The sequence below is a fragment of the Paenibacillus lycopersici genome, assembly GCF_010119935.1.
GTDB classification, from domain to species: Bacteria; Bacillota; Bacilli; order Paenibacillales; family Paenibacillaceae; genus Paenibacillus_Z; species Paenibacillus_Z lycopersici.
Window position 1 is genome coordinate 4,441,040 of sequence record NZ_CP048209.1, and the last position, 22,117, is coordinate 4,463,156.

Sequence of the window (22,117 nt, forward strand, 5' to 3'; positions counted from 1 at the left end):
AGAGCAAGATGGCGAATACGGCCGCGCTTAATCAACCTCAAGGCCGATTAATTCGACGTCCAATTCTCCGAACCGCTCTCGTACTGCTCATAGTCATGCGGCACGGATGCTTCCATGACCGCGTCATAGCCCCAATAGCCCGGGGCGACGTCCGTCCACTTCTGCTTCGCCTGCACTTTCCAAGGCGTACGGCCGGTCAATTGATTGAAGACGACATCCGCTTCGACGCGTTTGACCGGATCGTTCGGATGGAAATTGCCGTCCGGGTAGCCCGCAATCAAGCCTTGCGCTTGCAGGGCGGCAATCGCCTTCTCGGCCCAATGTCCTTTCGCATCCGCAAAGCCGTTCGTCGCATCCGTTGTCCACTGCTTCACGTTCAGCAGTATTTGCGCCAGCTCGGCGCGCGTTACTTGCTGGTCCGGACGGAAGCTGCCGTCCGAATAGCCGACCATCCACTTCTGCGCAGCGACGACGGCGATCTCCTTCGCCGCCCAGTGCGCTGCCTTCACGTCGCCGAACGATGCCGCCGAAGTTTGACTTGCTTCGCCCGCGAACAAACGGCTCAGGATCGCTGCCGTCTCCGCCCGGGTAAGGCCGCGCTCAGGACGGAAAGAGCCGTCCGGATAGCCGAGCATGTACGGCATATGGCCGCCGGAACCGATGACTTTCTGCTTCATCGCGAAGTTATACTGTACGATCGACTGGCCGACGTGAATGGTGCCGTTCTTCACGTAACTGTCATCGCCCTGCCGCTCGTCCCGCGTATCGCTGCGGCTGTCGTACGGCTCGTATCCTGCCTTCTCGGCCACGATGTAGTAATCCCCATCCGGGAATACCATCCAGCCGTATTGCCCTTTATTCACAGTCGTTTGCGGATCGCGGTTCTTGTTCGGAGCAAAGTCCGGCAGCTCCGGCAATACGACCAATTCGCCCGGCTTTCTGCCTTTGGAACGGTTCAGCTCCGTATCCGACCAATGCAGCGTCACTGTCGCGCCGTCGATCGCTTCGCCGGTAACCGCGTCCGTCACAATGCCGTACGGGTCGATCAAGCCTGCTTCAAGCTTGGCGGTTCCGTCGCTGCTCACGATCAGCTTCGCCGATTGGCCGGCGAGCTTCTCGCCTGTAGGCGCCACGACGCTGAGCATGACTTTATACTCGCCCGGAGGCACGTTGTTCAGGCTGAACGAGCCGTCCGCGCCGATCTCGATGTCCGGGAGACTAACCGGTTTGCCGTCCGGCGTCAATAAGGTGCCCGACAGCTTCAAATTCTTGCCTACGAATTGGGTAATCGCCGTTTTGGCCGACTGATCCGTCTCGTTCGGGTTCGTATCCAGCACGAGCACGGCCTTCGTAGTCGTATGGTTAGGCGTGCTTGGCGCGCTTGGCGTAGAAGGCGCCGCATCTCGAATGATGTTCACTTCGAATTGATGCGGGCCGCACGCGCCCGCAGGCATGGCCAATCCCGTAAAGACCGGAGAGGACACGCGGTTCATGGATATCCCCGAGCCCTCTGTTCAATCCGCCGGCAATAGACGCAAAAATGCCGGCCGCGTATGGCGCAGCAACGCTCGTCCCGGTGGCCGGCATCCATGCGCCCTTGCCCGTCTTCGGATCGGTGACGAAGATCGGCAGCCCGTCCCGGTCCGCGGTAGGCGAGCCGGCCGCCGCTACGATTGAAGGTCCGACGACATCGGGGAGCATGCGGTATTTTCCGCTCTCCGCGTTCCCTTCCATGACTGCCGCCGCGGCGGATTAATAGGCAGGCGACGGATATGCGACGCTCCAGCCTCCTACCGATAACGGCCACTCTTGCTCGGCAACGGCTTTGGAAGCCGAATCGACCGTTAGGACGGTGCCGCCGACAGCTACCACGTTCGGCAAATAAGACGGCGAGGCGATATGCGAGTTATCGAGGCTTGGGCCGATGTCGCCCGTATACGCGAACACGGTCGTTCCCCGCTTGCCCATCTCTTCAATAATGTCGTAGACGAGCTTGTCGTCCCTCGGATCCGGCGCACGTCCCCAGGAGAAGGTCACGATTCGAGCCTGCCCGTCATCCATGATCTGCTGAAGCACGTGCGAGAAAGGGACGGCCGGCGGAACGGAATAGACGTCCAGCGCCGCGTCCGGGGCCGCTGCGTGCACCACGTCGATATCGAGCGTCGACTCGACATGGCCGTTGGCCGCCGCGCCTTGATGAATAGCCCCGCCTACTACCGGGATGACGCGGATCTCCGGCTTGGGCAGGTTGAATTGCTGCGAGAAGAGCTCGATATCCGACCGCTCAAAGGTATCGAACGTAACGATCGCCACATGCACGCCGCTGCCGGTGAAGCCTTTCGCATGCAAATCGGTCAGACGGTAATACGAGTTCACCGCTTGCCATTTCCCCGCTTCTTCGGGATCCAGCGGCGAGACCGGGCGCTGCATGCCGCCCTTATAGCAGGAAGTCAGCAAGCAGAGCGCGACCGACAGAAAGATCATGCGAGTTACAAGCTTGCCATATGTCATCCTATCGTCTCCAACTATTTGGACTGATGCAGCAGAATGTTCCCATTTCGTTATCTTGTACTTTCCAGCAAACCGCTCATTGACATATTTCGACAACATCATTCTATGTAATTCGACTCGTAATGTAAAGGGAAATAATAGCTGCGAGCATGACAAAAGCATCATTCAAGAGAGAACAAAGAACTATAGGCTGAATCAGGGTGACATTCAGGCTAAGCTTTCGGGGTGCCGGAGAGACGGTGGGGCGTAGAGGCGCAAATAAGAAACCGAAGAGCATGAAAGGCCGCCGGCGCGAACGCAAAAAACCGATTCAACGCAAAAAAGAAGCCCTGCATCAGCAAGGCTTCTTGAACGTATAAGGTTGGTGCGGTCGAGAGGACTCGAACCTCCACGGCTGTTACACCACTAGAACCTGAATCTAGCGCGTCTGCCAATTCCGCCACGACCGCATCTGGCAGATCGACTGCGACAGTGCCGCAATCACGTGTTTTATATTATCATCTGACCTGCTCGAAGTCAAGAAACACGCTAAAGTTCTAATTTTCTAACAATATCTCCAGCTCTGTTATACTTCGCTTCGCGGTGCTGTTACAGGCTCATAGACATAGCCTCGGCTTAACTTGACGACTTTGCGGTTCCGCTTGCGGATCACGACATGCTCTTCGTCCCACGCGACGACAATGCCGAGCACGTCGTTGATCTCGAAATTGTCGCGGACGACCCGAAGTGGCGTCCCATCGATGCGATAGCGATCCAGTTGTTCTTCCGTAATCATACGCTGCCCCCAATGCTCAAAGAACCTCAAGACCGCGGCGAGCGCTGGCGTTGAGGTTCCCGTTCATAGCTGAATTAGCTTACGTGTTCCTTGGAATCATTCGTCTCGTACCATTCGTCCAGCACGCGCGACGACATGACCCGGCTCTCGACGTATTCGGCCTGCTTCTCCGTGAAATTGCCTTTCCAGTCGATCTCAAGCTCTTCCGACAGCTTCACGATCGTAAGCAGCTCCGACCAGGCGACATACCGTTTGTACCAGAAAAACTGCGGATGCTCGATCATATAAGGATACAAGTCATCGAACTCCGTATGCTTGCAATCGAGCGCACGTTCAAAATGGGTTTTCGCGTCCGACAACTTGGTTAATAAATACTCAGCTGATAGCTTAGCCATAATCTGTGCCTCCCCCATCCGTACTTAGGATCATTATAAGTCAAAACGCGAATCTCGAAAAGATGCGGATTCCGGCTTACTGCTCGAAGCGGATTTGGCCGCCTTCAAGCGAAGCGATTTTGACGAGCGATTCGACGCGGATCTCCTGCTCGCGTATCGTCCGCGCGCCGGCCTGGAACGATTTCTCCACGACGATGCCGAGACCGGCGAGCTTGGCGCCGGAGCGCTCGATGATTTTGATCAGCCCTCTGGCAGCGTCTCCGTTGGCGATAATGTCGTCGATGAACAGCACCGTATCGTCCGGTGACAGGAATTGACGGGAAACCATGATGTCCGTCACGATGCCCTTCGTAAACGACGGTACCCGCTCGGTATAAGCGTCCGAATCGGCGATCAGCGTCTTCTTCCGGCGGGCGAACACAAGCGGCACGTTCAGCGCCAGAGCGGTCGCGAAGGCAACCGGAATGCCGGAAGACTCGACGGTGATGACTTTCGTGATCGGCGTTTCCGCGTACAGGCGGGCGAATTCCTTGCCCATCTCCATCGTTAGCCGCGGATCGACCTGGTGATTCAGCAGTGCGTCCAGCTTCAGGACGTCTTGGTTAATAATCGAAGCTTCGCGCAAAATACGTTCTTTTAGCAGCTCCATTCGCGTTCCCTCCACCAAATCTTTTTCCGTTAAAGGTACCATATGGTTTCAATCCGCGCAACTGAACGCGCAGGCGATCCGCGAGGAACGAAATCGGCTGCAACTTTCTTCCATTCCCGGCGTCTACATATTACAATGATCTTACGTAACATTATCGGAGCACCATCAGGAGGTCTCTTGCCATGAAATTCAATTATGCCCGAAGAGCCGCCGGCGCCGCCGCTGCCGCGCTGCTGGCCATGTCCGTTACGGGCTGCCAGCTCGGCGCCGGAGACAGCTCGCAGCCAGCCGGAAACGACGATCGCGCGGCGATCCGGCATGCCGACCCCGGCCCGGAATCGGACAGCCCCCAGAAAACCTATAATGCGAAGGACAAAGGTTCCTACGCTGCCGTGAAGGACACGGATGAGGACGGCGAAGCGGCGGCGATTCCGAACGCGACGACGGAATCTTCCGAAGGCGCCGCAGCCGTCAAACCCGGTAAGACTACAGGGCCTGCGGCCGATGCCGCCTGGAACGCCGAAGCGCCCCGCCTGATCGGCGTCGCGCTCGGGGAACCGAAATCGGAAGCCGGCGCGAAGCTCGGCAAGCCGCTCGACACGTATCCGCTGGAAGACGGAACCCGTAAACTGACCGTCGACGAATATGCCGATTACGCCGTCGGATACGGCAGCGACAAGAAGGTCGTCTTCGTGGAAGCGTTCGGCAAAGCGGCCGTGACCGGCTTAAGCGGGCTGCGCATCGGGGACAGCGGCAACGCCGCCGTCAAGGCGCTCGGCAAGCCCAGCACCCGGACTACAAGCGTCATTGCTTACGAAGCGGCCGGGGCGCTGCTGAAGCTGGATCTCGACCCGCAGAACAACCGGATCGTGTCCATCAAGCTGTTCTCAGCCGATCGTCAGCCACAAGGCTAGGAGCGCGCAGAACAGGATCGGCAGCGTCAGTACGATGCCGTATTTGGCGTACTCGCGCCACGTCATATCGATGCCCCCTTTGCGGAGCAGCTGCAGCCATAGCAGCGTCGCGAGCGAGCCGATCGGCGTCAGCTTGGCGCCTACCGAAGTGCCGAGAAGGCTCGCATACGCCAAATAATGCGGACCGCCGGAATCGTGAATCGCGAGCGACGACACAAGCACCGCCGGCAAATTGTTGACGGCGGCGCTCAGCAGCGAGAACATGCCGCCGGAGCCGAGGATGCCGATCAGCGGGCCTTGTTCCGTCAACGGCGTCAGCGCGCGCGGAAACCAATCGATGGCGCCGTGCAAGTACAAGCTGTAGACGACCAGATTCATCGACAGCGCGAAGACGACGATAGACCACGGCGTACGGCGCACGGTCGTTCGGATATCCCCCAGTCCGACAGACATATTGACCGCCCACTGAACGGCCGCTCCCCCGAGCGCGATGACCGCGACGGGCAAGCCGACCTTCCCCGATACCAAATAACCGCCCAGCATGAACGCGATAATAATCCAGGACAGCTTGAACAGCCGCATGTCATGGACCGCCGTGGCCGGATCCGGAAACTCATCCGGCGCTTCGCGCTGCTTCTCTTCCCGCTTAATGCTCCTGCCGAAATACGCCGTCGTTGCCGCGATCGTCGCCGCGATTGCGACAAAGCCCGGAAACATCATCGTCCGCGCGTATTCCCCGAACGTCAAGCCGAAAAAATCCGCCGTCAAAATATTCGTCAAATTGCTCATCATCAGCGGCGCGCTCGCCGTGTCGGCCATCAGGCCGACGCCGAGCAGGAACGCGATCCGGACCGTCCGCGAGAGGCGCAGCAGCGCCGTTACCTCCAGCACGATCGGAATCATGATCAGAATCGTCCCGTCATTATTGAAGAAGATCGTAATGCCGGCGGCGAGGGCGCATAGTCCGACGAGGAGCCGCAGCTGACGGCGGTGAAACCGCCGCGCGATATGGAGCGCCGCCCAGCGGAAGAAACCGTTCGCGTCCAGCAGCGACGTAAACATCATTATGCCGATCAATGAAAATGTCGCATCCCAAACGAAATGCCAAATATATGCCGCGTCGCCAACATCCAGCATGCCCATCGCGAACAACAGCGCCGCACCGGCCAAGGCGGTAATCGCCTCGTGAAGCCCCTTCGGCTTCCATACGATGAGCGCAAGCGCGATCGCGAACACGCCGACGGCCGTAACCAAAGCCATTGGATCGGATCAACTGCCTTCAATGTCAAGTTTTCGAATTATAGTCATGTAATAGTCATGCCTGTCCGCGCTTGGACATACCTATAGAATTACAGGCTGTCAAGGTGACCGAAAGGCAGGTAATGATCGAAGCATGAAACGGATCGGTACGATATTGCAAATCGCTTTTACGTACATGGGCACGGTCGTGGGCGCCGGTTTCGCCACGGGCCAGGAAATCCTGCAGTTCTTCACCCGCTTCGGCTTCATGGGCGCGCTTACGATTCTGCTGGCCACGTTGATGTTCGTCTGGCTCGGCGCGAAAATGATGCTCATCTCGAACGACGTGCAAGCCAAATCCTACGAGGATGTCAATAAAGTGCTGTTCGGCGACCGGTTCGGCAGGTGGATCAGCCATTTCATGCAGCTGGTCTTATTCGGCGTTTGCGCGGTCATGCTGGCCGGCGCCGGCGCGATTTTCTCCGAGAACTGGAACTTCTCCTACCAATCGGGCCTGCTGCTGACGATCGTCGGCTGCTTCCTCCTGCTGCGCAAAGGCATGAACGCGATTCTGACCGTTAACGCGATCGTCGTCCCGGCCATGCTGCTGTTCACGGTACTGATCATTATCGATACGGTGCAAACGCCGGGCTCCGGACGCTGGCTGCTGCTGAAGAGCGATTTCTCGCCGTTCGCGGTATGGGCCTCGCCCTTCCTGTACGCGGCGTTCAATCTGTCGATGGCGCAGGCCGTCCTCGTGCCGCTCGGCGCAGCGATGAAAGACCGCAAAACGATCGTCTACGGCTCCTGGGTCGGCGGCATCGGCATCGGATTCATGCTGCTGTCCGGCCATATCGCGCTCTCCGTCTACATGCCGGGCATCCAGCAGTTCGCCATTCCGATGGGCGGCATCGCGCGCGAGCTCGGGCACGGCATCCAGTGGGTGTATATTTTCCTGATCTTCGCCGAGATCTTCACGACGCTGATCGCGGATATATACGGGCTTACGCTGCAGCTGCAGGAGCGCATCAAGCTGTCCCGCACGATGCTGACGACCTTGACGCTCGGCGCTTGCTACTTCGCCAGCCAAATCGGGTTCGGACCGCTGCTCTCGACGCTCTATCCGATCTTCGGCCTGATCAGCCTCGGCTGGCTGATCCTGTTGATCCGCCATCGGCCCCCCGTTCGGGAGTGAACCGGCGGACGAAACATAGGTAGAAACGCAAATCGCGCTGCCTCGCTCGAGTACTCGCGCCCGAGCGAGGCAGCGCTTGCCATGGCATCTTGCTGCTGCGTCCGATCGCGGATTCAGGAGTTCAACGCGATCAGCCGCGCGCCCGGCAGCCGTTTCATGAAGAGATCCCGCATATGCGCGTGGCAGGTGAAGAAGACGATCTGCCGCTGCTCCGCCAGCTCTTCGAGCACGCCTGCCGCCGCTTGCAGCCGATCGTAATCGAAATTGACGAACGGATCGTCCAGCAGCAGCGGCAGCTGATGCACCGCCGCCGCTTCGCCCGCCAACGAGAAACGCATCGCGAGATACAGCTGCTCCGCCGTTCCCCTGCTCAGAAAACCGCTTTCGACGATGCGGTCGTCGGCTGTCTCCAGCGCGATCGTCCGCTCTCCCTCCGGCATGGATATTCGCTTGTATCGCCCTTCCGACAGCATGCCCATCAAGCGCGACGCTTCGCGCAGCACGCCGGGCTGGCGCTGTTCCTCCATGATCCGCTTCGTGCGCTTGATCATCGTCATGCTGACGGACAGCACCGCGTACCGGTCGATCAACTGCTCCAAGGCCGCATTCAGCCGCTCGCGCTCGCCGATGAGCCGCTGCCGGTCCCCGTCCTTCAAGAGCAGCTCCAGCCGCTGCTTCAGACGGCCGAGCCGCTCCTGCAGCTCGCTGCGGGCGATTTCAGCCTCCCGCCATGCCGTCTTGGCGTCCGCGAGCATGTCGCGCAGCCCCGTCTCGTCCGTGCTGGCGTACCACTCCGCCAGAAGCGCCGAATCTTCTTCCGTGAAGCCGGCGCTTATCGCCGCGTTCAGCTTATACGACTCCAGCTCGATGCCGGCCAAACGCTCCGAGCGCTGAAGCGCAGTCAGCCATTCCGGCTCATCGGCCGCCTTGCCGGCCGCGAACCAGCGATCCCGCTGCCGCTCCAGCTCCTCCAGCTTTCGCTCCAGGCTTGCGATCCGCATGGCCTGCTCCGTCAGCTTCGTCCGCAGCTCCTCCCGCTCGGCCTGGACGGCCGATTGCTTGGCGGCTTCCGCCTGCAGCAGGCGCAGTCCGGCAGCGGCGTCGCCGTGCGCCAGGCGTACGGCGACCGGAAAAGCTTCGCAGAGCGCGCCGGCCGCCTGCTCGAAGGCCGCGATGCTTTCGCGCAGCCGCGCGGCCTTGCCCGCCGCGCGCTCTTGCGCCTGCAAGCGAAGCTGCGCCTGCTCGGCGAGCTCGATCGTTTCGATCGCGGCTTCGGGCGACAAGATCGGCGGCAGCTCGCGCGCCGTCAGCCAGTCGCGCCACGCGGCCGCGGCCGCGTCATACGCTTGCGCCGCCGCGTCGGCCGCGGCGCGGGCGGATCGCTCCTGCGCGCGAAGCCGGGCATGCGCGCGCAGGAGCTCCGCGCGCCGCTCGGCGCCGCTGGCCTGCGCGCGGAGCTCGTCCTGCCGCGCGTCGATCGCGGCGCGCAGGCGCGCGAGCAGCTGCGCCGGGCCTGGCGCAGCGGCGCCGCGGGGCGGCAGCGTCGGCTCGCGCGCGGCCGCCGCTTCGCGCAGCGGCGCGGCTGCGGCAGCGCCGCCGGCGGCGCGCTCGCGCGGCAGCAGCAGCGCCAGCGCGCCGCCGGGCACGGCGACGAGCGCGCCCAGCGCCGCGAGCGCGCGCTGCTCCGCGGCCGCGGCCGTGCCTGCGCCGACAGCCACCGCAGGCACGGCCGCGCGCCGCGAGCGCGCGAGGCCGCTGCGCGCGGCGCGGCCGTCGCCGCTTTGCGGGCGCGCGAGCCGCAGCAGCGCCGGCACCGCCAGCGCGGCCGCGGCTGCGCCGGCGGCGACGGCGGCCGCGGCCTGGCCGGCCGCCGCGAGCGCCGCCGCGCCGGCGGCCAAAACCGCCGCCGCCGCCCCATAACCGGCGGCGGCGCCTCCAAGCCGGCGCGGCAAGGCAGCGGCCTCGCCGGCTTCATGCCGCTCGCGCAGCAGGGCAAGCTCCAGCTCGCGCCACGCGTCCTCGAACTGGCGCGCGGCATAGCGAAGCGCATCGCCCGTCTGCGGCAGCAAGCGGAAAATGGCCGCAAGCGCTTCGTCATCCCCCCAGGCAGCCGCCGACCCTTGCAAGCTGCCGCCTGTGCGGGCTTCGCCGCTCCCGCGATTGCCGGCTCTTCCCGTCCCGCCCGTGTCTTCCGCATCCGCCAGTCCCGACGGTTCCACCGCAAGCGCCGCTTCCCGCACGCGGCCGAGCGCGGCGCGATGCTCGGCATCCGCGGCCTGCAGCGCCCGCTCGGCGTCCTGCAGCGAAGACCGGTGCGCGCGCACGGCTTCCCGCTCCGCGACCCCGGCGAGAAACGCGCGCAGCGACGCCTCCGTCCACGACGGCGAAATCCGCAGCAGCAGCCGCTTAACGGCCTCCCGATGCTCTTCCTGCTCGGCCGCCAGCTCGGTCATGGATTGCTTCGCGGCCGCGATTTGGCGGTCGGACAGCATTAACGTATCGATGTCCGCCCGGCGGTCGAGCAGCTCCCGGTCGAGCTGCAGCCGTTCCAACCGGCCTTCCAGCAATAGCGCCGACGCCTCCGCTTCCCGGAGCTCCTCGCGGGCGCGGAGCAGCTCGTTCGCCAGCGATTCCCAGCGGCTTCTTGCATCCGCGGCAAGCCGCGGCGCGTCTTGAAGCGCATCCAGCTCCTGGAGCAGCGCGAGCCGCTGCATCCAGGCCGGCCGCAGCTCCGCTGCCCGCTCAAGCAGCGCGCTCCGGCTCCGCAAGCCGGGCATGCGCGTTTCGACGTCAGCCAGCCCGCGTTCCGTTTCGGCGATCGCATGCGTCAATTCGTTAAACGCCGCGATGCCGTCCTCCAGCTTCCGCAGCTGCTCTTCCGTCTCGTCCAGCGCTTTCAGCAGCTTGCTCATCCGCTGATTGCTTCCGCGCGGCTTGAACAGATCGTCCAGCTGGCCTTGCAGCAGCTTCTCCGCGCCGGCGATCGCGCTCCCGCCGTTCCAGCCGGCATGGTACAGCTGCTTGCCCAGCTCGTCGCCTTCGAGCATGCCGATCGCCTGCAGCTCCGTCAGCGTAATCGCGAACAGCTCGCGGAATACGCGCTCGCCGATGCCCCCCAGATACAGCCGCTCCCATTGCGGCTGCGTCAGCGTGTCGGCTTGTTCCGCGCCTTCTTCGCGGGCGCCGCCGGCAGCCAGCCTGCGCACCGTCACCTTGCCGGACGAAGCGCCGTACCTCTCCATCACGAACGAACGGCCGGCCTCGTCGGCAAAGTAGAGCCTTCCTCCATGGCGCCCGCCGTTCACCGGCTCCAGACGCTCCGTCCGGCTCCCTCGATTCGCGAACCCGTACAGCATCGCGCGAAGGAAATGGAGCAGCGTGCTTTTGCCCGCCTCGTTCGGCCCGTAAACGATCGTTACCGGCGCGGCCAGATCGCAGGCAACGCCGCTCAGCTTGCCGAACCCTTCCACGTGCAGCTTAAGCAGTCTCACGACGATTCCCCTCCTTGATCCTTCGCGCCCGTCGCGTTCGTCTCCGGCTCCGCGGCGAGCAGGCCGGCCGATAACGCCCTGGCCTTGTCCAGCCAATCCTCGGCCCGCCTCTCCATCGCGTTCCGCACTCGCTTGCGCAGCTTCGGCGATCCGAGCAGGGGAAGCATCGCCTCCTCCGTCAACGCCTGCAGCAAGTCTCTATCCCTCGCCGCCATATTGCTGCCGCGGATCAGCTCGCCGACGAAGCTGTCTTCCTCCGCCAGCGCCCCATAATCCAATTCCGGGGCCGTCGACGCCTCGATTTCGCTAACCCAGCACCAGCTTGCTTCAGCGCCGCCCGCAGGCAAAGCCGACTGCCATCCGGGCTCGGCCACGCGCTCCCGCAGTCCGGCAAGCAGCTCCTGCAGCCGCTCCGCATTGCCCAATGCCGCGTGCAAAGGCCCTCGTCCGACAAACGTGAGGCGCATCATCAGCGAACGCCCCTCGCATGCCGCGTACGCTTTCGAGACCGCATCCTCCATCGCGTCCAGCAGCTCCTGCTCCGCCGCCATGCCGTCGATCGCCGTCTCCGCCTGCAGCCAGCGCACCGAATCGAGCGGCACGAAACGAAGCGCGACTTCATGCGAAGCCGCGACGTCGACGACATAGCAGCCTTTTGCCCCCGTCTCCTTGGCATGCCTGCCCTGCGTATTCCCGGCATAGACGACATGGGGATATTCATGCAGCACCGCGCGCTGATGGATGTGGCCGAGCGCCCAATAGTCGAACCCGGCCCCGACCAGCTCGTCCAGCCTGCAAGGCGCGTACGGATCGTGGCCGGCATTGCCGTCGACATTGCCATGGAGCAGCGCGATCCCGAATGCGCCGTCGCGCCGAGGGACATAGCTCGCCGCCAAATTCGCCGTCACGGACCGCGAGCCGTACGACATGCCGGTTATGTAAGCCGCCAGTTCCCCTTGCTTCGTGTAAGCGGGCACTTGCTCGGGACGCTCGGCGCCGAAGAAACGGACGCTGTCCGGCCAGCGCAGCGCGGCCTGCTGGCCGGACAGCGGATCGTGATTGCCGTGAATGACAAAAAGCCGCACGCCGTGGGCATGCAGCCTCAGCCATTCCTTCTGAAGCGCCAGCTGCGCGCGAAGGGAGCGGTCCGCCGAATCGTAGAGATCTCCCGCGACGACGACGAAATCGGCCTCCTCGCCGATCGCCGCGTCCACAAGCCTGCTCACCGCTTCGAACGTCGACGCCTGAAGCGCCTCGCGCACGGGCGCAGGCACTTCCGTAAGGCCGCGAAACGGACTGTCGACATGCAGATCCGCGGCATGTATAAACCGAAACGAGACGCCCATGTTTCCTCTCCCTCTACTCCGCCGCTTCCGGTTCCGGTTTGATTTCCGTATACACCTGCTTGAGCTGGGCGATTACCCGCTGCAGGGAGTACGCCTTCTTCGCCTTGTTCCATGCCGCCCGGGCCATATTGTACCGGTAATCCCGGTCGGACACGACCTTCTCCAGCGCGTTGCAGAGCGCGGCCGGATTCTCGGGCTCCACCAGCAAGCCGTTCACGCCGTCGTCGATCTGCTCGGCGATACCGCCCACGTTCGTGCCGACGAGCGCCAGCCAGCACAGGGCCGCCTCCGCGAACACGGAGCCGAAGGCTTCCGCCCGCGACGGCAGCACGAACACGTCGAAGAACGGCATGAACTCTTCCGGGTGCAGCATATAGCCGTAGAAGATAATATCGTCGTACAGGTTCAGCTCCTGCGCCAGCCGTTCCAGCTCCTCCCGGCACGGTCCGTCGCCGATGATATGGAGCACGAACGCATGGCCCCTGGCCTTGAGCTGCGCGCATGCGCGAAGGAGCACGTCGAGTCCTTTCGCGGGTACGAGCCGGCAGACGGTTATCAGCTGCACGACCGCGTTCTCGTGGGAAATCGGCCGGAACCGCTTCTCGTCGAAGCCGTTCGGAATGACTTGAATCCGGTCGGCGTCCTTGACGTACGGCCGCAAGTATTCGCGGAACGATGCCGACGGCGTAAGGATCCGTTCCGCCTTCGATTCGAGCTCGCCGTATACCGCCGTCAGGAAACGGTGCTCCATGCCGCCTTCGACGATTTTGCCGTTCAGGATCAGCTCGCGCTCGAAGCTGGAGTGGATCGTCATGACAAGCGGGATATCCGGGTACAGCTGCTTCATGACGAGCGCGGAGATCGGATGATGCGCATGGATGATATCGTAGTTCTTCTTGATGCGCAGCTTCGTCCACCAGACGTAATCGCGGTACGTCTGCAAATATTTATCGATAATCGGATTGCCCTCGTAATGAACGACATCGAACGTATCGAATGAAACGGGCTCCTGTCCCTTCCCTCTTACCCGCTTCGGCAGCGAGAACAGCTCCATCGGCCAACCGAGCTTACTGAACCGCTCTTGAATGTACGGGACCATGGAGGACACGCCGCCAGGCTGCTCCGGGGGGAAAAAAAGTGCCTGCAAAATGTTCATCTCAAGCCCTCCCAAACCACTGTGTCTGTTCATTATAGTGGCAATTCGGCCTTTAGAGCAATCTTTCCTCAATGCCCTGCCTGCAATAACGCGCCAGCAATTCCATGATTTTCCATCCGTTCCGCGTGCTTGGCACAGGAGTGAATATCGAAGAGCCGTTCTTAAGGTATGATATGTGCGATCCGATCGGAAAACGTCTGTCGCCGCTTAAATGGTTTGACCGCGTGCGGGAAGCGCCAACGCCGTGAAGGACGGCGCTTCCCCATTGGCAGGCCTGCCACGTATCTCCGGCTTCCGCAAGTCCTGTCCCTTCGTATGTACGTCCGATAGCCATGAAAGCGGTCAAGACACCCTTGCCTTCGGCGAACAGTTCCTACTGCCAAGCCTGTAGCGGACTTTCACCGCCTAGTTATCGCCCATGCCGGGCGCACCATGCAACAAGAAGACATCTCCCCCCGCTCTCCCGGCGGAGATGTCTTCTTGTGGCCACAATGCGAACCGCGCGCTTAGACCGGCATGCGACCGTTGCCGCGGGCGGCGTTCCTAGTGACGTTGCTAGAGATACGTTCCTAGAATTGTACAGCGACATCGAACGGAGTAAGCCCGATCCCGATCGTCTGTACGACCGTGCTGGTCTCCCCGTCGATAACGGACAACGTGCCGTCCCCGCCGTTCACCACGTAAATTCGGTTCGTGCGGGGGTTGACGGCGACGCCGAGCGGCCTGGGGCCGACCGGTATGGTCAATGCTACCGTGCTTGTCGCTCCTTGGATGACCGATACGGTATTGCTGCCCCGGTTCGCCACGTAAATCAGGTTCGTCGCCGGGTTCGCCGCCACGCCGAACGGCTGGGCTCCGATACCCGCGGTAATCGTCGCGAGCACGGATTTGTTGGCTCCGTTAATGACCGTGACGTTCGGGGTGTCGAAGCCCGCTACGTAAACCAGGTTCGTGGCCGGATTCACGGCGATAAGACCCGGATTTCTGCCGATCGGCACGTCCGGCGCGATCCGCGTATTCGTAATCGCGTCAATAACGGAGACGCTCCCGCTTCCGGCGGACGTGTTCCCGTTGGACGTATAGACGAGGTTGGTAACCGGATTGGCCGCGATGCCGCCGGGCGTCAACCCGACCGAGATCTTTTTGATGATCGAATCGGTGTTTCCTTCGATCACGTTTACCGTATCGAACAAACCGCAGGTAACGAGTATCGTATTGGTGGATACCTCTACCGCCGGATAAAACGGCAGCGGATCCACGGAAAGCGAATGCAGGATCGTATCGGTGTCCCCGTCGATGACGATGACTTGGGCGCTGGTGCGGTTGACCGCGTAGACGCGGCTCGTCGTCGGATTGACGGCGATGCCCTGAATCGTCGCCGTGCCCGTGCCCAAAGGTATCGTCGCCGTCACGGTGTCGGTATTGCCGTCGATTACCGTAACGAGATTCTCCGACGACACATAGATGCGATTGACCGGCAGCTCTCTCGGTCCAGGAGGGCCTTCCGGACCTGGCAGCCCGTTCGGCCCTTGGGGTCCGGCCGGGCCTGCGGGTCCAGCCGGTCCCTGGGGACCTTCCGCGCCCGCAAGGACGTTGTCGATGACGATGCTTAACGAGTTGTCGATGGCTTGAATGAGCTGGGTCGGCTCGTTCCGGACGACGGAATTGACGACAAGCGGCTGCGCGACGATTTGGACGAGCGTGACGATTTGGACGAGCGTATTGAAGATGCGCATATCGACGGCGGCGGAGGTGACGAACGCGATCGGCACGACCAGCTTCGCCAGTATCGAATCCAGCAGCGCCAGGCGGAGGATCCGCTCACGGTTCAGGGGACACAGCAGACCGACCAGCCGGTTTAAGCGGAAGAGCATCTGCCGCAGGTTCTGACCGCCTCGGGCTCCTGGACCGAGAGGGCGGGCGGAATCAAGGCGTTGAAGTCGCGCAGTAAACGGAGCATTTGCCGCAGCTGCCGCGGCGTAATGCGCATGCGGCGGCAGTTGCGTACTCCGCCGGCGGGACGGCATAGGCATAAGGCATTCCTGCGCTTGCGATCGCCGAGTTTGCGAAGTACTTTGCGCTTTCTGTTCTCGGAATTCGAACAGCTCATAATGGATCCGACGTATTAAAGACTTCATCCGCGAACTTATGCTATACTAGAACATATGTTTCCGTATGCTCACGAAAATCCGTCCTCTTGCCGATAATCAACCTTGTTCGCACTCTCATTCTAGGTGGTTGAAATATGACGTTCATTCCTTGGCTGGCCGGCCTATCCGGCCACGTTTTCGCATCCGCATGTGTCATGACCATTCTCGTCCTCATGCTGTTCATGGCGATTAAGCTGTATCAAAGCTATCGGCGCAATCGAACTTATCTCGTGCTCATTCTCTTGCTGCTCGTGGGATTGATCCAGAACGCGGCCGTGCTCGGCATCGCCTGCTCCGGTCGGACGACGGCTCCGTACTGGCAGCTTACCGTCATCTTCCTCGACCTGCTTGCGTTTATTATCATCAATTTCGTGTTCATGAAGTTATATACCGGCCGTTCGGCCAAGTTGAAAGGATTTCCGTTCCTGCTCATGATCGCCGGCCTTGCGCTCGTTACGGCGGCGCAGGTGGCGTTCACGCCGAACATCATGCTTGCGGGACCGGAAGCGGAATCGGTCAACTTTCTCGCCGTCGATTTCTACGGCTTAATCTTGAACTTCGTCATCTTGCTGAACCTGCGCGGGATCGATCAGCGCTTCACCTACTCGGCCAGCCTGATCGTCTATTTCGCGCGTCAGATCGCGGAGATGGCCGACCGGTACGTCTTTCACGGCAAAGTGCCGATGCTCGTCATACTGAGCCAATTTCTGCCGGTCATCTACTACGGACTGCTGTTCCTGCTCTTGTTCGAATGGGTGCTTGAACGGCTCCTGATGACGTTCCAATCCTCGATTACCGACGGCTTGACGAGCTTGTACAACCGCCGGCACTTCAACAAGAAGGCGGAGCAGCTGCTGCGGGATACGAAGCGGATCGCGATTATATTCTGCGACATCGATAACTTCAAGAAGCTGAACGACACGCAGGGCCACCACAGGGCGGACGGCGTGCTGAAGCAGGTCGCCGACATTATTCGCGAAGAAACCGCAGGCATCGGCACCGCAGGCCGCTACGGGGGCGAAGAGCTGCTGGGTCTCGTCGCCGCTCCGGGCATCAAGCCGGAAACGGTCGCCGAAGCGATTCGCAGCCGGGTCGAGCAAGAAACGATGGTTACGATCAGCGTCGGCGTCAGCCTGTCGCGCGAAGGCGCGTCCATCGCCGAGATTGTCGCGCAAGCCGACGAAGCGATGTACCAGTCCAAGACGACGGGCAAGAACAAAGTAACGCTTCACGCCTCCATGCGCACCCGGCCGCGGTCGGCCGAAGGCGCCGGCAAATCGAAAGCACAGGCATAACGAACGGCTTTCATCGACTTATATACGGTTATCGCGGCATACATAACGCAAGACAGCTCCGGCAAGGGACGAAGGTTCGTCCCTATGCTCGGAGCTGTCTTGCTTTCGTCGCAGCTTAACGCTGTTTGTATGGAATAGGATCGGTCATGCCCGCTTCGGCGAAACCTTTCAACCGCAGGCGGCAGCTGTCGCATTCGCCGCAGGCTTCCTTCTCGCCGTTGTAGCAGGACGTCGTCAGATCGTACGGCACGCCCATGCGCGTGCCTTCCGCGACGATGCCCGCCTTCGTCAGATGAATGAGCGGCGTTTCGATCGAGATCGGCTTGCCTTCCGCGCCGACCTTGGTCGCGAGCGCGATCACTTCCTGCACCTTCGCGATGAATTCCGGACGGCAGTCCGGGTAGCCGCTGTAATCCAGCGCATTGACGCCGATATAGATCGCTTCCGCGCCGACGGTTTCCGCATAGGACGTCGCAATCGACAGGAACAGCAGATTGCGGCCGGGCACGTACGTCACCGGGATTTCGCCCGGCTCGTCGGATTCGGGCATGGATTCAGGATCGGCGCCCGTCTTCGGCACGTCTATGGTGTCGTCCGTCAGCGCGCTGCCGCCGAATTCGCGCAGAAATCCGAGCTGCACGACTTTATACCGGTCGGCCGTGCCGTAAAATTCGGCTACCGCGCGCGCGTTCTCCAGCTCGATGATGTGGCGTTGGCCGTAGTGGAAGGAGATCGGATACAACTCATAGCCCGCTTCTTTCGCATAGCCCATGCAGGTCGTGCTGTCCAATCCTCCGCTCAATATAATGACCGCTTTTTTCGTCAACTTATACACCTCTCTGGGCGGGATCCCAAATGATTTTGTGCAGCTGCATGTTCAGCTTGACCCCCGTCAAGCCCGCAGCGAGCATTCGTTCGACCAGCTTCGCCGGCGGCATGCTTTCCCATACCGGGCTGAACAGCGCAAGCGCCTTGGTCGGATATTCGGCAAGCACCTTCACGGCATAATCGAAGTCCGCGTCGCTCGCGATGACGAACTTCACTTCGTCCTGCGGGCGCAGAAGCGCGAAATTGTCATGCAGCATCGCCTCGTTCTCGCCGGAATCCGGCAGCTTGTAATCCATGATATACCGCGCCTTCGGCGATGCAATGTCCCGCAGGAACGGAGCCAAATCGATCGCGCCGTTCGTCTCCACGTGCACGTCCTTGATGCGCTCGATGCCGCACAGCGCCTCCAGCAGGGCGCCGGACCGGCTGCCATACAGCAGCGGCTCGCCGCCGGTCATGCAGATATGCTCCGACTTGTACTGTCCTTCGACCTGCGCGACGATCTCGTCGATCGTCATCGTCATCTCCGCTTCGGCCGGTGGATAGCTGTATTTCGTATCGCACCAGACGCAGCGCAGGTTGCAGCCGAACAGACGTACAAAAACGGTCGGAAACCCGGCACGCGTGCCTTCGCCTTCGACCGTTTCGAAAATTTCCACCATGGGCAGCCGAATGGCGCGCGGCTCCAGCCCCGTCTCGTTAGCCGGCATGCTCGTCCGCCTCCATCAACGCCCGCGTAACCGCCGCATAGCTGGTCGGCGTCTCCCACAACCGGATCTCCTCGATACGCACATTCGGGTAATGGCCTTCTTCGACGAGCGCGTCGTGCAGCTGCTCGTACATCCATACGACCATGTTCTCGGCCGTCGTGTTCATCGGCGGTAGCACCTCGTTCAGGTACCGATGGTCGAGCTTGTCGATGATCCGCTCTTTCGCGATTCGTTTCATATCGGTAAAATCGATCGTCAGTCCGCGATTGTCGGTCGTGCCGGACAGGATCGTTTGAAGCTTATACGTATGGCCATGGAGGCTCTTGCACTTTCCTTCGTAGAGATGCAGATGATGCGCGCTGTCAAAAGTAAATTCTTTGGAAACGAGCACCCGCCGGTTATGATAACGGAGCTGCCGCTCGTCAATATCGACACCGAACTGCTGAATATGCTTCGGAATCTCGTAAGTCACGTTCCACACCTTCCTCTGTATACAACTGCAATATGATATTATAGCACAATGCGGCAGCGGTATCTAGCGTTGTCTTATACCTTTAACTGCCCCGTCAGCACCGTTACGGCCCGTCCGGTCATGAATACCCGCCCGCCGCGAAGGGCGATGCGCAGCTCTCCCCCTCTAGCCGAGGCCTGGTACGCGAGGAACTCGTCCTTCCGCAGCCGGCGCTGCCAATACGGCGCCAAGGCGCAGTGGGCCGAGCCCGTCACCGGATCTTCGTCCGTTCCGGTTGCCGGATAGAAGGCGCGGGAGACGAAATCGTACGCCGGCGAAGCGCCCGGCGCTCCCTTGCTCGTCACGATCACGCCGCGGGCTTCGACGCGAGCCAGCAGCCCGAGGTCCGGCCGAAGCGTGCGCACCGTTGCCTCGCTGTCGACCTCTACCAGATAGTCCATCCGATTGCGGCCGACAAATCGCGGGATAAGGCCAAGCCCTTCAATAAGCTCCTCCGGCGCGTTGACCGGTTCGGCACGCTCGGCCGGAAAGTCGAGCGTAATGCCTTCTTCCGTCCGCTCCGCGGTCAATAATCCGCTGCGGGTATGGAACCGTGCCGGCTCGTCCTGCCTCAGCTGCCCGTTCGTCCACAAATAATGGCCGCTGGCAAGCGTGGCATGGCCGCACAGATCGACCTCGTGCGTCGACGTAAACCAGCGAAGGTCGTAGCTGCCGTCTTGGCGGCGGCGCAGAAAAGCCGTCTCCGGCAAATTCATCTCGGCGGCGACGCGCTGCATCCACTCGGCACCTCGCTCCTCCTCCAGCACGCAGACCGCTGCCGGATTGCCGCGGAACGGTTCTTTCGTAAATGCATCAATAATGGATATCGCTAACGACATGTCACGCACCTCCCGAATCATTCGCAGGGTTGAAGCCGAATAAGGCTTCTCAATCGTACGGAAAACCCGCCGATTCTCCCATCCCGTTTCCCGTTGCCGCCGGCATCGGACCGATTTCCTTACGCAAAAAACACCGCCCCTTGACGGCTGTCTTCAGCCGCCGGGCAGTGTCGCATACCAAGCGCGTTTATTCTTCTTCGATCGGAATGAGCAGCTCGACCTGCTCGGCTTCCAGATGCTCGTCGATATAGAATATTTCCAGCGATACGGCGTTCTCCCGCCTGCTCAGCTTCTGCTCGTTCATCCACGCCGTCAACTGCTCATAGCCTTCGCCGATGCGTTCGTACGTGCATACCGCCATGGCGTACGTGCGCTGAGGAATGGTGAACTGTACCATGCCTGCAGGAACCTGCTCCAAATGCGGCACCTCGAAGCATGCCCAATACGTAGCGAAAACTTCATTGCCGAAATAAGGACTGTACAGCACCGATGTTTTGACGTCGCCTTCGATTTCGTGTTTTCTGGAGAGAAACTCACTCTGCAGATGAATGGCTTCATCCGGGAACGTAGAATAAGGACCGCAATAGCTGATGCCCACCACATTCATTGCCGGCTTGGTAATCAAGGCGCAATTATTCACCGCGAATGACCTCCCGCATGCAATTTCATTGCCTTCGGCTGTTTGAAGGTTTGACCCGTACTCAGTGTACCATGTCTCCGGTTGGCGCGGTACTACTTATTTGCCTATAGTCGACTTTTACCGTTCCCCGAGCGCGCCCAACAAAAAGACCCGTCCCGCCCGCGAGGGGCAAAACGGGTCTCTCGCCGATCCTTCCGGCAAGGCCGGACTTCTTCCGTTAGCGTCTGACGGAACCGTGCGGATCGATGACGAATTTCTTCGAAGCGCCTTGATCGAACTCGCTGTATGCCGCCGGCGCTTCGTCCAGCGATATGAGCGTGGCGTTGACCGCTTTGGCGATTTGCGCCCGGCCGCTTAAGATCGCGCTCATCAGCTCGCGGTTATATTGCATGACCGGCGTCTGACCCGTGACGAACGTGTGCGATTTCGCCCAGCCGAGACCGAAGCGGATCTTGAGCGTGCCGATCTTCGCATCTTCATCCACCGCGCCCGGATCGCCCGTCACGTACAAGCCCGGAATGCCCAGTCTGCCGCCGGCGCGCGTCACTTCCATAATGGAGTTGAGCACCGTCGCCGGCGCTTCGCCGTGCGACTTGCCGTGGCCGTGCGCCTCGAAGCCGACGCAGTCGACGGCGCAATCCACTTCGGGCACGCCGAGAATTTGATCGATCTGCTCCGCCAAGTTCGCGTGCTCCCGCAGGTTGACCGTTTCGCAGCCGAAGCTTCTCGCTTGCGCCAGACGCTCGGCGTTCAAGTCGCCGACGATGACGACGGATGCGCCAAGCAGCTGCGCGGAATGCGCGGCGGCGAGTCCGACGGGTCCGGCGCCTGCGATATAGACCGTCGAGCCCGGACGGACGCCTGCGCTGACCGCGCCGTGATAGCCTGTCGGGAAGATGTCCGACAGCATCGTCAGATCGAGGATTTTCTCCATCGCCCGGTCTTTATCCGGGAATTTCAGCAATTGAAAGTCCGCGTAAGGGACCATGACGTATTCGGATTGACCGCCTACCCAGCCGCCCATATCGACATAGCCGTATGCGGAACCGGGACGGTCCGGATTGACGTTGGTACAGACGTTCGTATTCCGTTCCTTGCAGTTCCGGCACCGTCCGCAAGCAATGTTGAACGGCACGGATACCAGATCGCCCTTCTTGATGAATTCCACGTCGCGGCCGACTTCAATGACCTCGCCCGTTATTTCATGTCCAAGCACCAAGCCGCTCGGAGCGGTCGTCCGTCCGCGCACCATGTGCTGGTCGCTCCCGCAGATGTTCGTCGTAATGACTTTCAGAATGACGCCATGCTCGCATTTTCTGCCGACGTTGAGCGGATTCACGCCCGGACCGTCGCGCAAAATCAGCTCCGGATACGCAATATCACTAATTTCCACCCTGCCTGGCCGGTCATAGACGACCGCGCGATTTCCTGCCATTGATCTGCCACTCCTCTTATCATGGATTCGATGAAGAC

At 61.1% G+C, this 22,117-nt stretch carries 20 protein-coding genes and 1 tRNA gene; 4 read left to right on the forward strand and 17 right to left on the reverse strand.

Annotated features, from left to right (window positions below; genetic code table 11):
* Positions 1 to 47: 47 nt before the first annotated feature.
* Positions 48 to 1,493 (reverse strand): S-layer homology domain-containing protein, encoded by a 1,446-nt coding sequence (locus GXP70_RS19630; protein WP_162358403.1) that lies wholly within the window; start codon positions 1,491 to 1,493, stop codon positions 48 to 50.
* Between the two features lie 47 nt (positions 1,494 to 1,540).
* Between GXP70_RS19630 and GXP70_RS19635 the strand changes: the two genes are divergently transcribed.
* Positions 1,541 to 1,756, forward strand: a complete 216-nt coding sequence (locus tag GXP70_RS19635; protein WP_162358404.1) for a hypothetical protein — start codon at positions 1,541 to 1,543, stop codon at positions 1,754 to 1,756.
* Here the strand turns inward: GXP70_RS19635 and GXP70_RS19640 are convergent.
* The 5 genes from GXP70_RS19640 to GXP70_RS19660 all read right to left on the reverse strand — a co-directional run bounded on the left by GXP70_RS19640 (position 1,753) and on the right by GXP70_RS19660 (position 4,330).
* The gene (locus tag GXP70_RS19640; RefSeq protein ID WP_162358405.1) at positions 1,753 to 2,511 is read right to left on the reverse strand and encodes a S8/S53 family peptidase; all 759 of its coding nucleotides are present in this window, start codon (positions 2,509 to 2,511) and stop codon (positions 1,753 to 1,755) included. The genes GXP70_RS19635 and GXP70_RS19640 overlap by 4 nt on opposite strands.
* A 362-nt stretch (positions 2,512 to 2,873) precedes the next feature.
* A tRNA-Leu gene (locus GXP70_RS19645) sits at positions 2,874 to 2,960 on the reverse strand.
* Positions 2,961 to 3,076: 116 nt separating this feature from the next.
* On the reverse strand, positions 3,077 to 3,286 hold the full coding sequence (locus tag GXP70_RS19650; protein ID WP_162358406.1) for a hypothetical protein: 210 nt from the start codon (positions 3,284 to 3,286) through the stop codon (positions 3,077 to 3,079).
* A 74-nt stretch (positions 3,287 to 3,360) separates the two neighbouring features.
* Positions 3,361 to 3,681 carry a hypothetical protein gene (locus tag GXP70_RS19655; protein WP_162358407.1) on the reverse strand — a complete coding sequence of 107 codons (321 nt, stop codon included), beginning with the start codon at positions 3,679 to 3,681 and terminating at the stop codon, positions 3,361 to 3,363.
* Positions 3,682 to 3,757: 76 nt separating this feature from the next.
* Positions 3,758 to 4,330, reverse strand: coding sequence for a xanthine phosphoribosyltransferase (locus GXP70_RS19660; protein WP_162358408.1), 573 nt, complete (start codon positions 4,328 to 4,330; stop codon positions 3,758 to 3,760).
* A 182-nt stretch (positions 4,331 to 4,512) separates the two neighbouring features.
* Here GXP70_RS19660 and GXP70_RS19665 point away from each other — a divergent pair, with 182 nt between their 5' ends.
* Positions 4,513 to 5,244 (forward strand): hypothetical protein, encoded by a 732-nt coding sequence (locus tag GXP70_RS19665; protein ID WP_162358409.1) that lies wholly within the window; start codon positions 4,513 to 4,515, stop codon positions 5,242 to 5,244.
* On the opposite strand, the gene GXP70_RS19670 is transcribed toward GXP70_RS19665, so the two are convergent.
* Positions 5,218 to 6,504, reverse strand: coding sequence for an ArsB/NhaD family transporter (locus tag GXP70_RS19670; RefSeq protein ID WP_162358410.1), 1,287 nt, complete (start codon positions 6,502 to 6,504; stop codon positions 5,218 to 5,220). The genes GXP70_RS19665 and GXP70_RS19670 overlap by 27 nt on opposite strands.
* A gap of 133 nt (positions 6,505 to 6,637) precedes the next feature.
* Between GXP70_RS19670 and GXP70_RS19675 the strand changes: the two genes are divergently transcribed.
* Positions 6,638 to 7,678 carry a YkvI family membrane protein gene (locus tag GXP70_RS19675; protein WP_162358411.1) on the forward strand — a complete coding sequence of 347 codons (1,041 nt, stop codon included), beginning with the start codon at positions 6,638 to 6,640 and terminating at the stop codon, positions 7,676 to 7,678.
* A gap of 113 nt (positions 7,679 to 7,791) precedes the next feature.
* Here GXP70_RS19675 and GXP70_RS19680 read toward each other — a convergent pair whose 3' ends face one another.
* The 4 genes from GXP70_RS19680 to GXP70_RS19695 all read right to left on the reverse strand — a co-directional run bounded on the left by GXP70_RS19680 (position 7,792) and on the right by GXP70_RS19695 (position 15,545).
* Positions 7,792 to 11,169, reverse strand: a complete 3,378-nt coding sequence (locus GXP70_RS19680; RefSeq protein WP_162358412.1) for an AAA family ATPase — start codon at positions 11,167 to 11,169, stop codon at positions 7,792 to 7,794.
* Positions 11,166 to 12,515, reverse strand: a complete 1,350-nt coding sequence (locus GXP70_RS19685) for a metallophosphoesterase family protein (protein WP_162358413.1) — start codon at positions 12,513 to 12,515, stop codon at positions 11,166 to 11,168. The genes GXP70_RS19680 and GXP70_RS19685 overlap by 4 nt, the downstream gene beginning before the upstream one ends.
* A 13-nt stretch (positions 12,516 to 12,528) precedes the next feature.
* Entirely contained in the window at positions 12,529 to 13,671 is a 1,143-nt protein-coding gene (locus tag GXP70_RS19690; RefSeq protein ID WP_162358414.1) for a glycosyltransferase family 4 protein, read from the reverse strand.
* Between the two features lie 569 nt (positions 13,672 to 14,240).
* Positions 14,241 to 15,545 (reverse strand): beta-propeller fold lactonase family protein, encoded by a 1,305-nt coding sequence (locus GXP70_RS19695; RefSeq protein ID WP_162358415.1) that lies wholly within the window; start codon positions 15,543 to 15,545, stop codon positions 14,241 to 14,243.
* 371 nt (positions 15,546 to 15,916) lie between these two features.
* Between GXP70_RS19695 and GXP70_RS19700 the strand changes: the two genes are divergently transcribed.
* Positions 15,917 to 17,116, forward strand: a complete 1,200-nt coding sequence (locus tag GXP70_RS19700) for a GGDEF domain-containing protein (RefSeq protein WP_162358416.1) — start codon at positions 15,917 to 15,919, stop codon at positions 17,114 to 17,116.
* A 115-nt stretch (positions 17,117 to 17,231) separates the two neighbouring features.
* Here GXP70_RS19700 and queC read toward each other — a convergent pair whose 3' ends face one another.
* The 6 genes from queC to fdhA form a co-directional block, all read right to left on the reverse strand.
* Entirely contained in the window at positions 17,232 to 17,942 is a 711-nt protein-coding gene (gene queC / locus GXP70_RS19705) for a 7-cyano-7-deazaguanine synthase QueC (RefSeq protein WP_162358417.1), read from the reverse strand.
* 1 nt (position 17,943) lies between these two features.
* Entirely contained in the window at positions 17,944 to 18,654 is a 711-nt protein-coding gene (locus GXP70_RS19710; protein ID WP_162358418.1) for a 7-carboxy-7-deazaguanine synthase QueE, read from the reverse strand.
* On the reverse strand, positions 18,644 to 19,126 hold the full coding sequence (gene queD, locus GXP70_RS19715; RefSeq protein WP_162358419.1) for a 6-carboxytetrahydropterin synthase QueD: 483 nt from the start codon (positions 19,124 to 19,126) through the stop codon (positions 18,644 to 18,646). The genes GXP70_RS19710 and queD overlap by 11 nt, the downstream gene beginning before the upstream one ends.
* Positions 19,127 to 19,200: 74 nt before the next feature.
* Entirely contained in the window at positions 19,201 to 20,004 is an 804-nt protein-coding gene (locus GXP70_RS19720; RefSeq protein WP_162358420.1) for a PhzF family phenazine biosynthesis protein, read from the reverse strand.
* Between the two features lie 187 nt (positions 20,005 to 20,191).
* On the reverse strand, positions 20,192 to 20,644 hold the full coding sequence (locus GXP70_RS19725) for a GyrI-like domain-containing protein (protein WP_162358421.1): 453 nt from the start codon (positions 20,642 to 20,644) through the stop codon (positions 20,192 to 20,194).
* Between the two features lie 217 nt (positions 20,645 to 20,861).
* Positions 20,862 to 22,079: a formaldehyde dehydrogenase, glutathione-independent gene (fdhA, locus tag GXP70_RS19730; RefSeq protein WP_162358422.1), complete on the reverse strand. Its 1,218-nt coding sequence runs from the start codon at positions 22,077 to 22,079 to the stop codon at positions 20,862 to 20,864.
* Between the last annotated feature and the right edge of the window lie 38 nt (positions 22,080 to 22,117).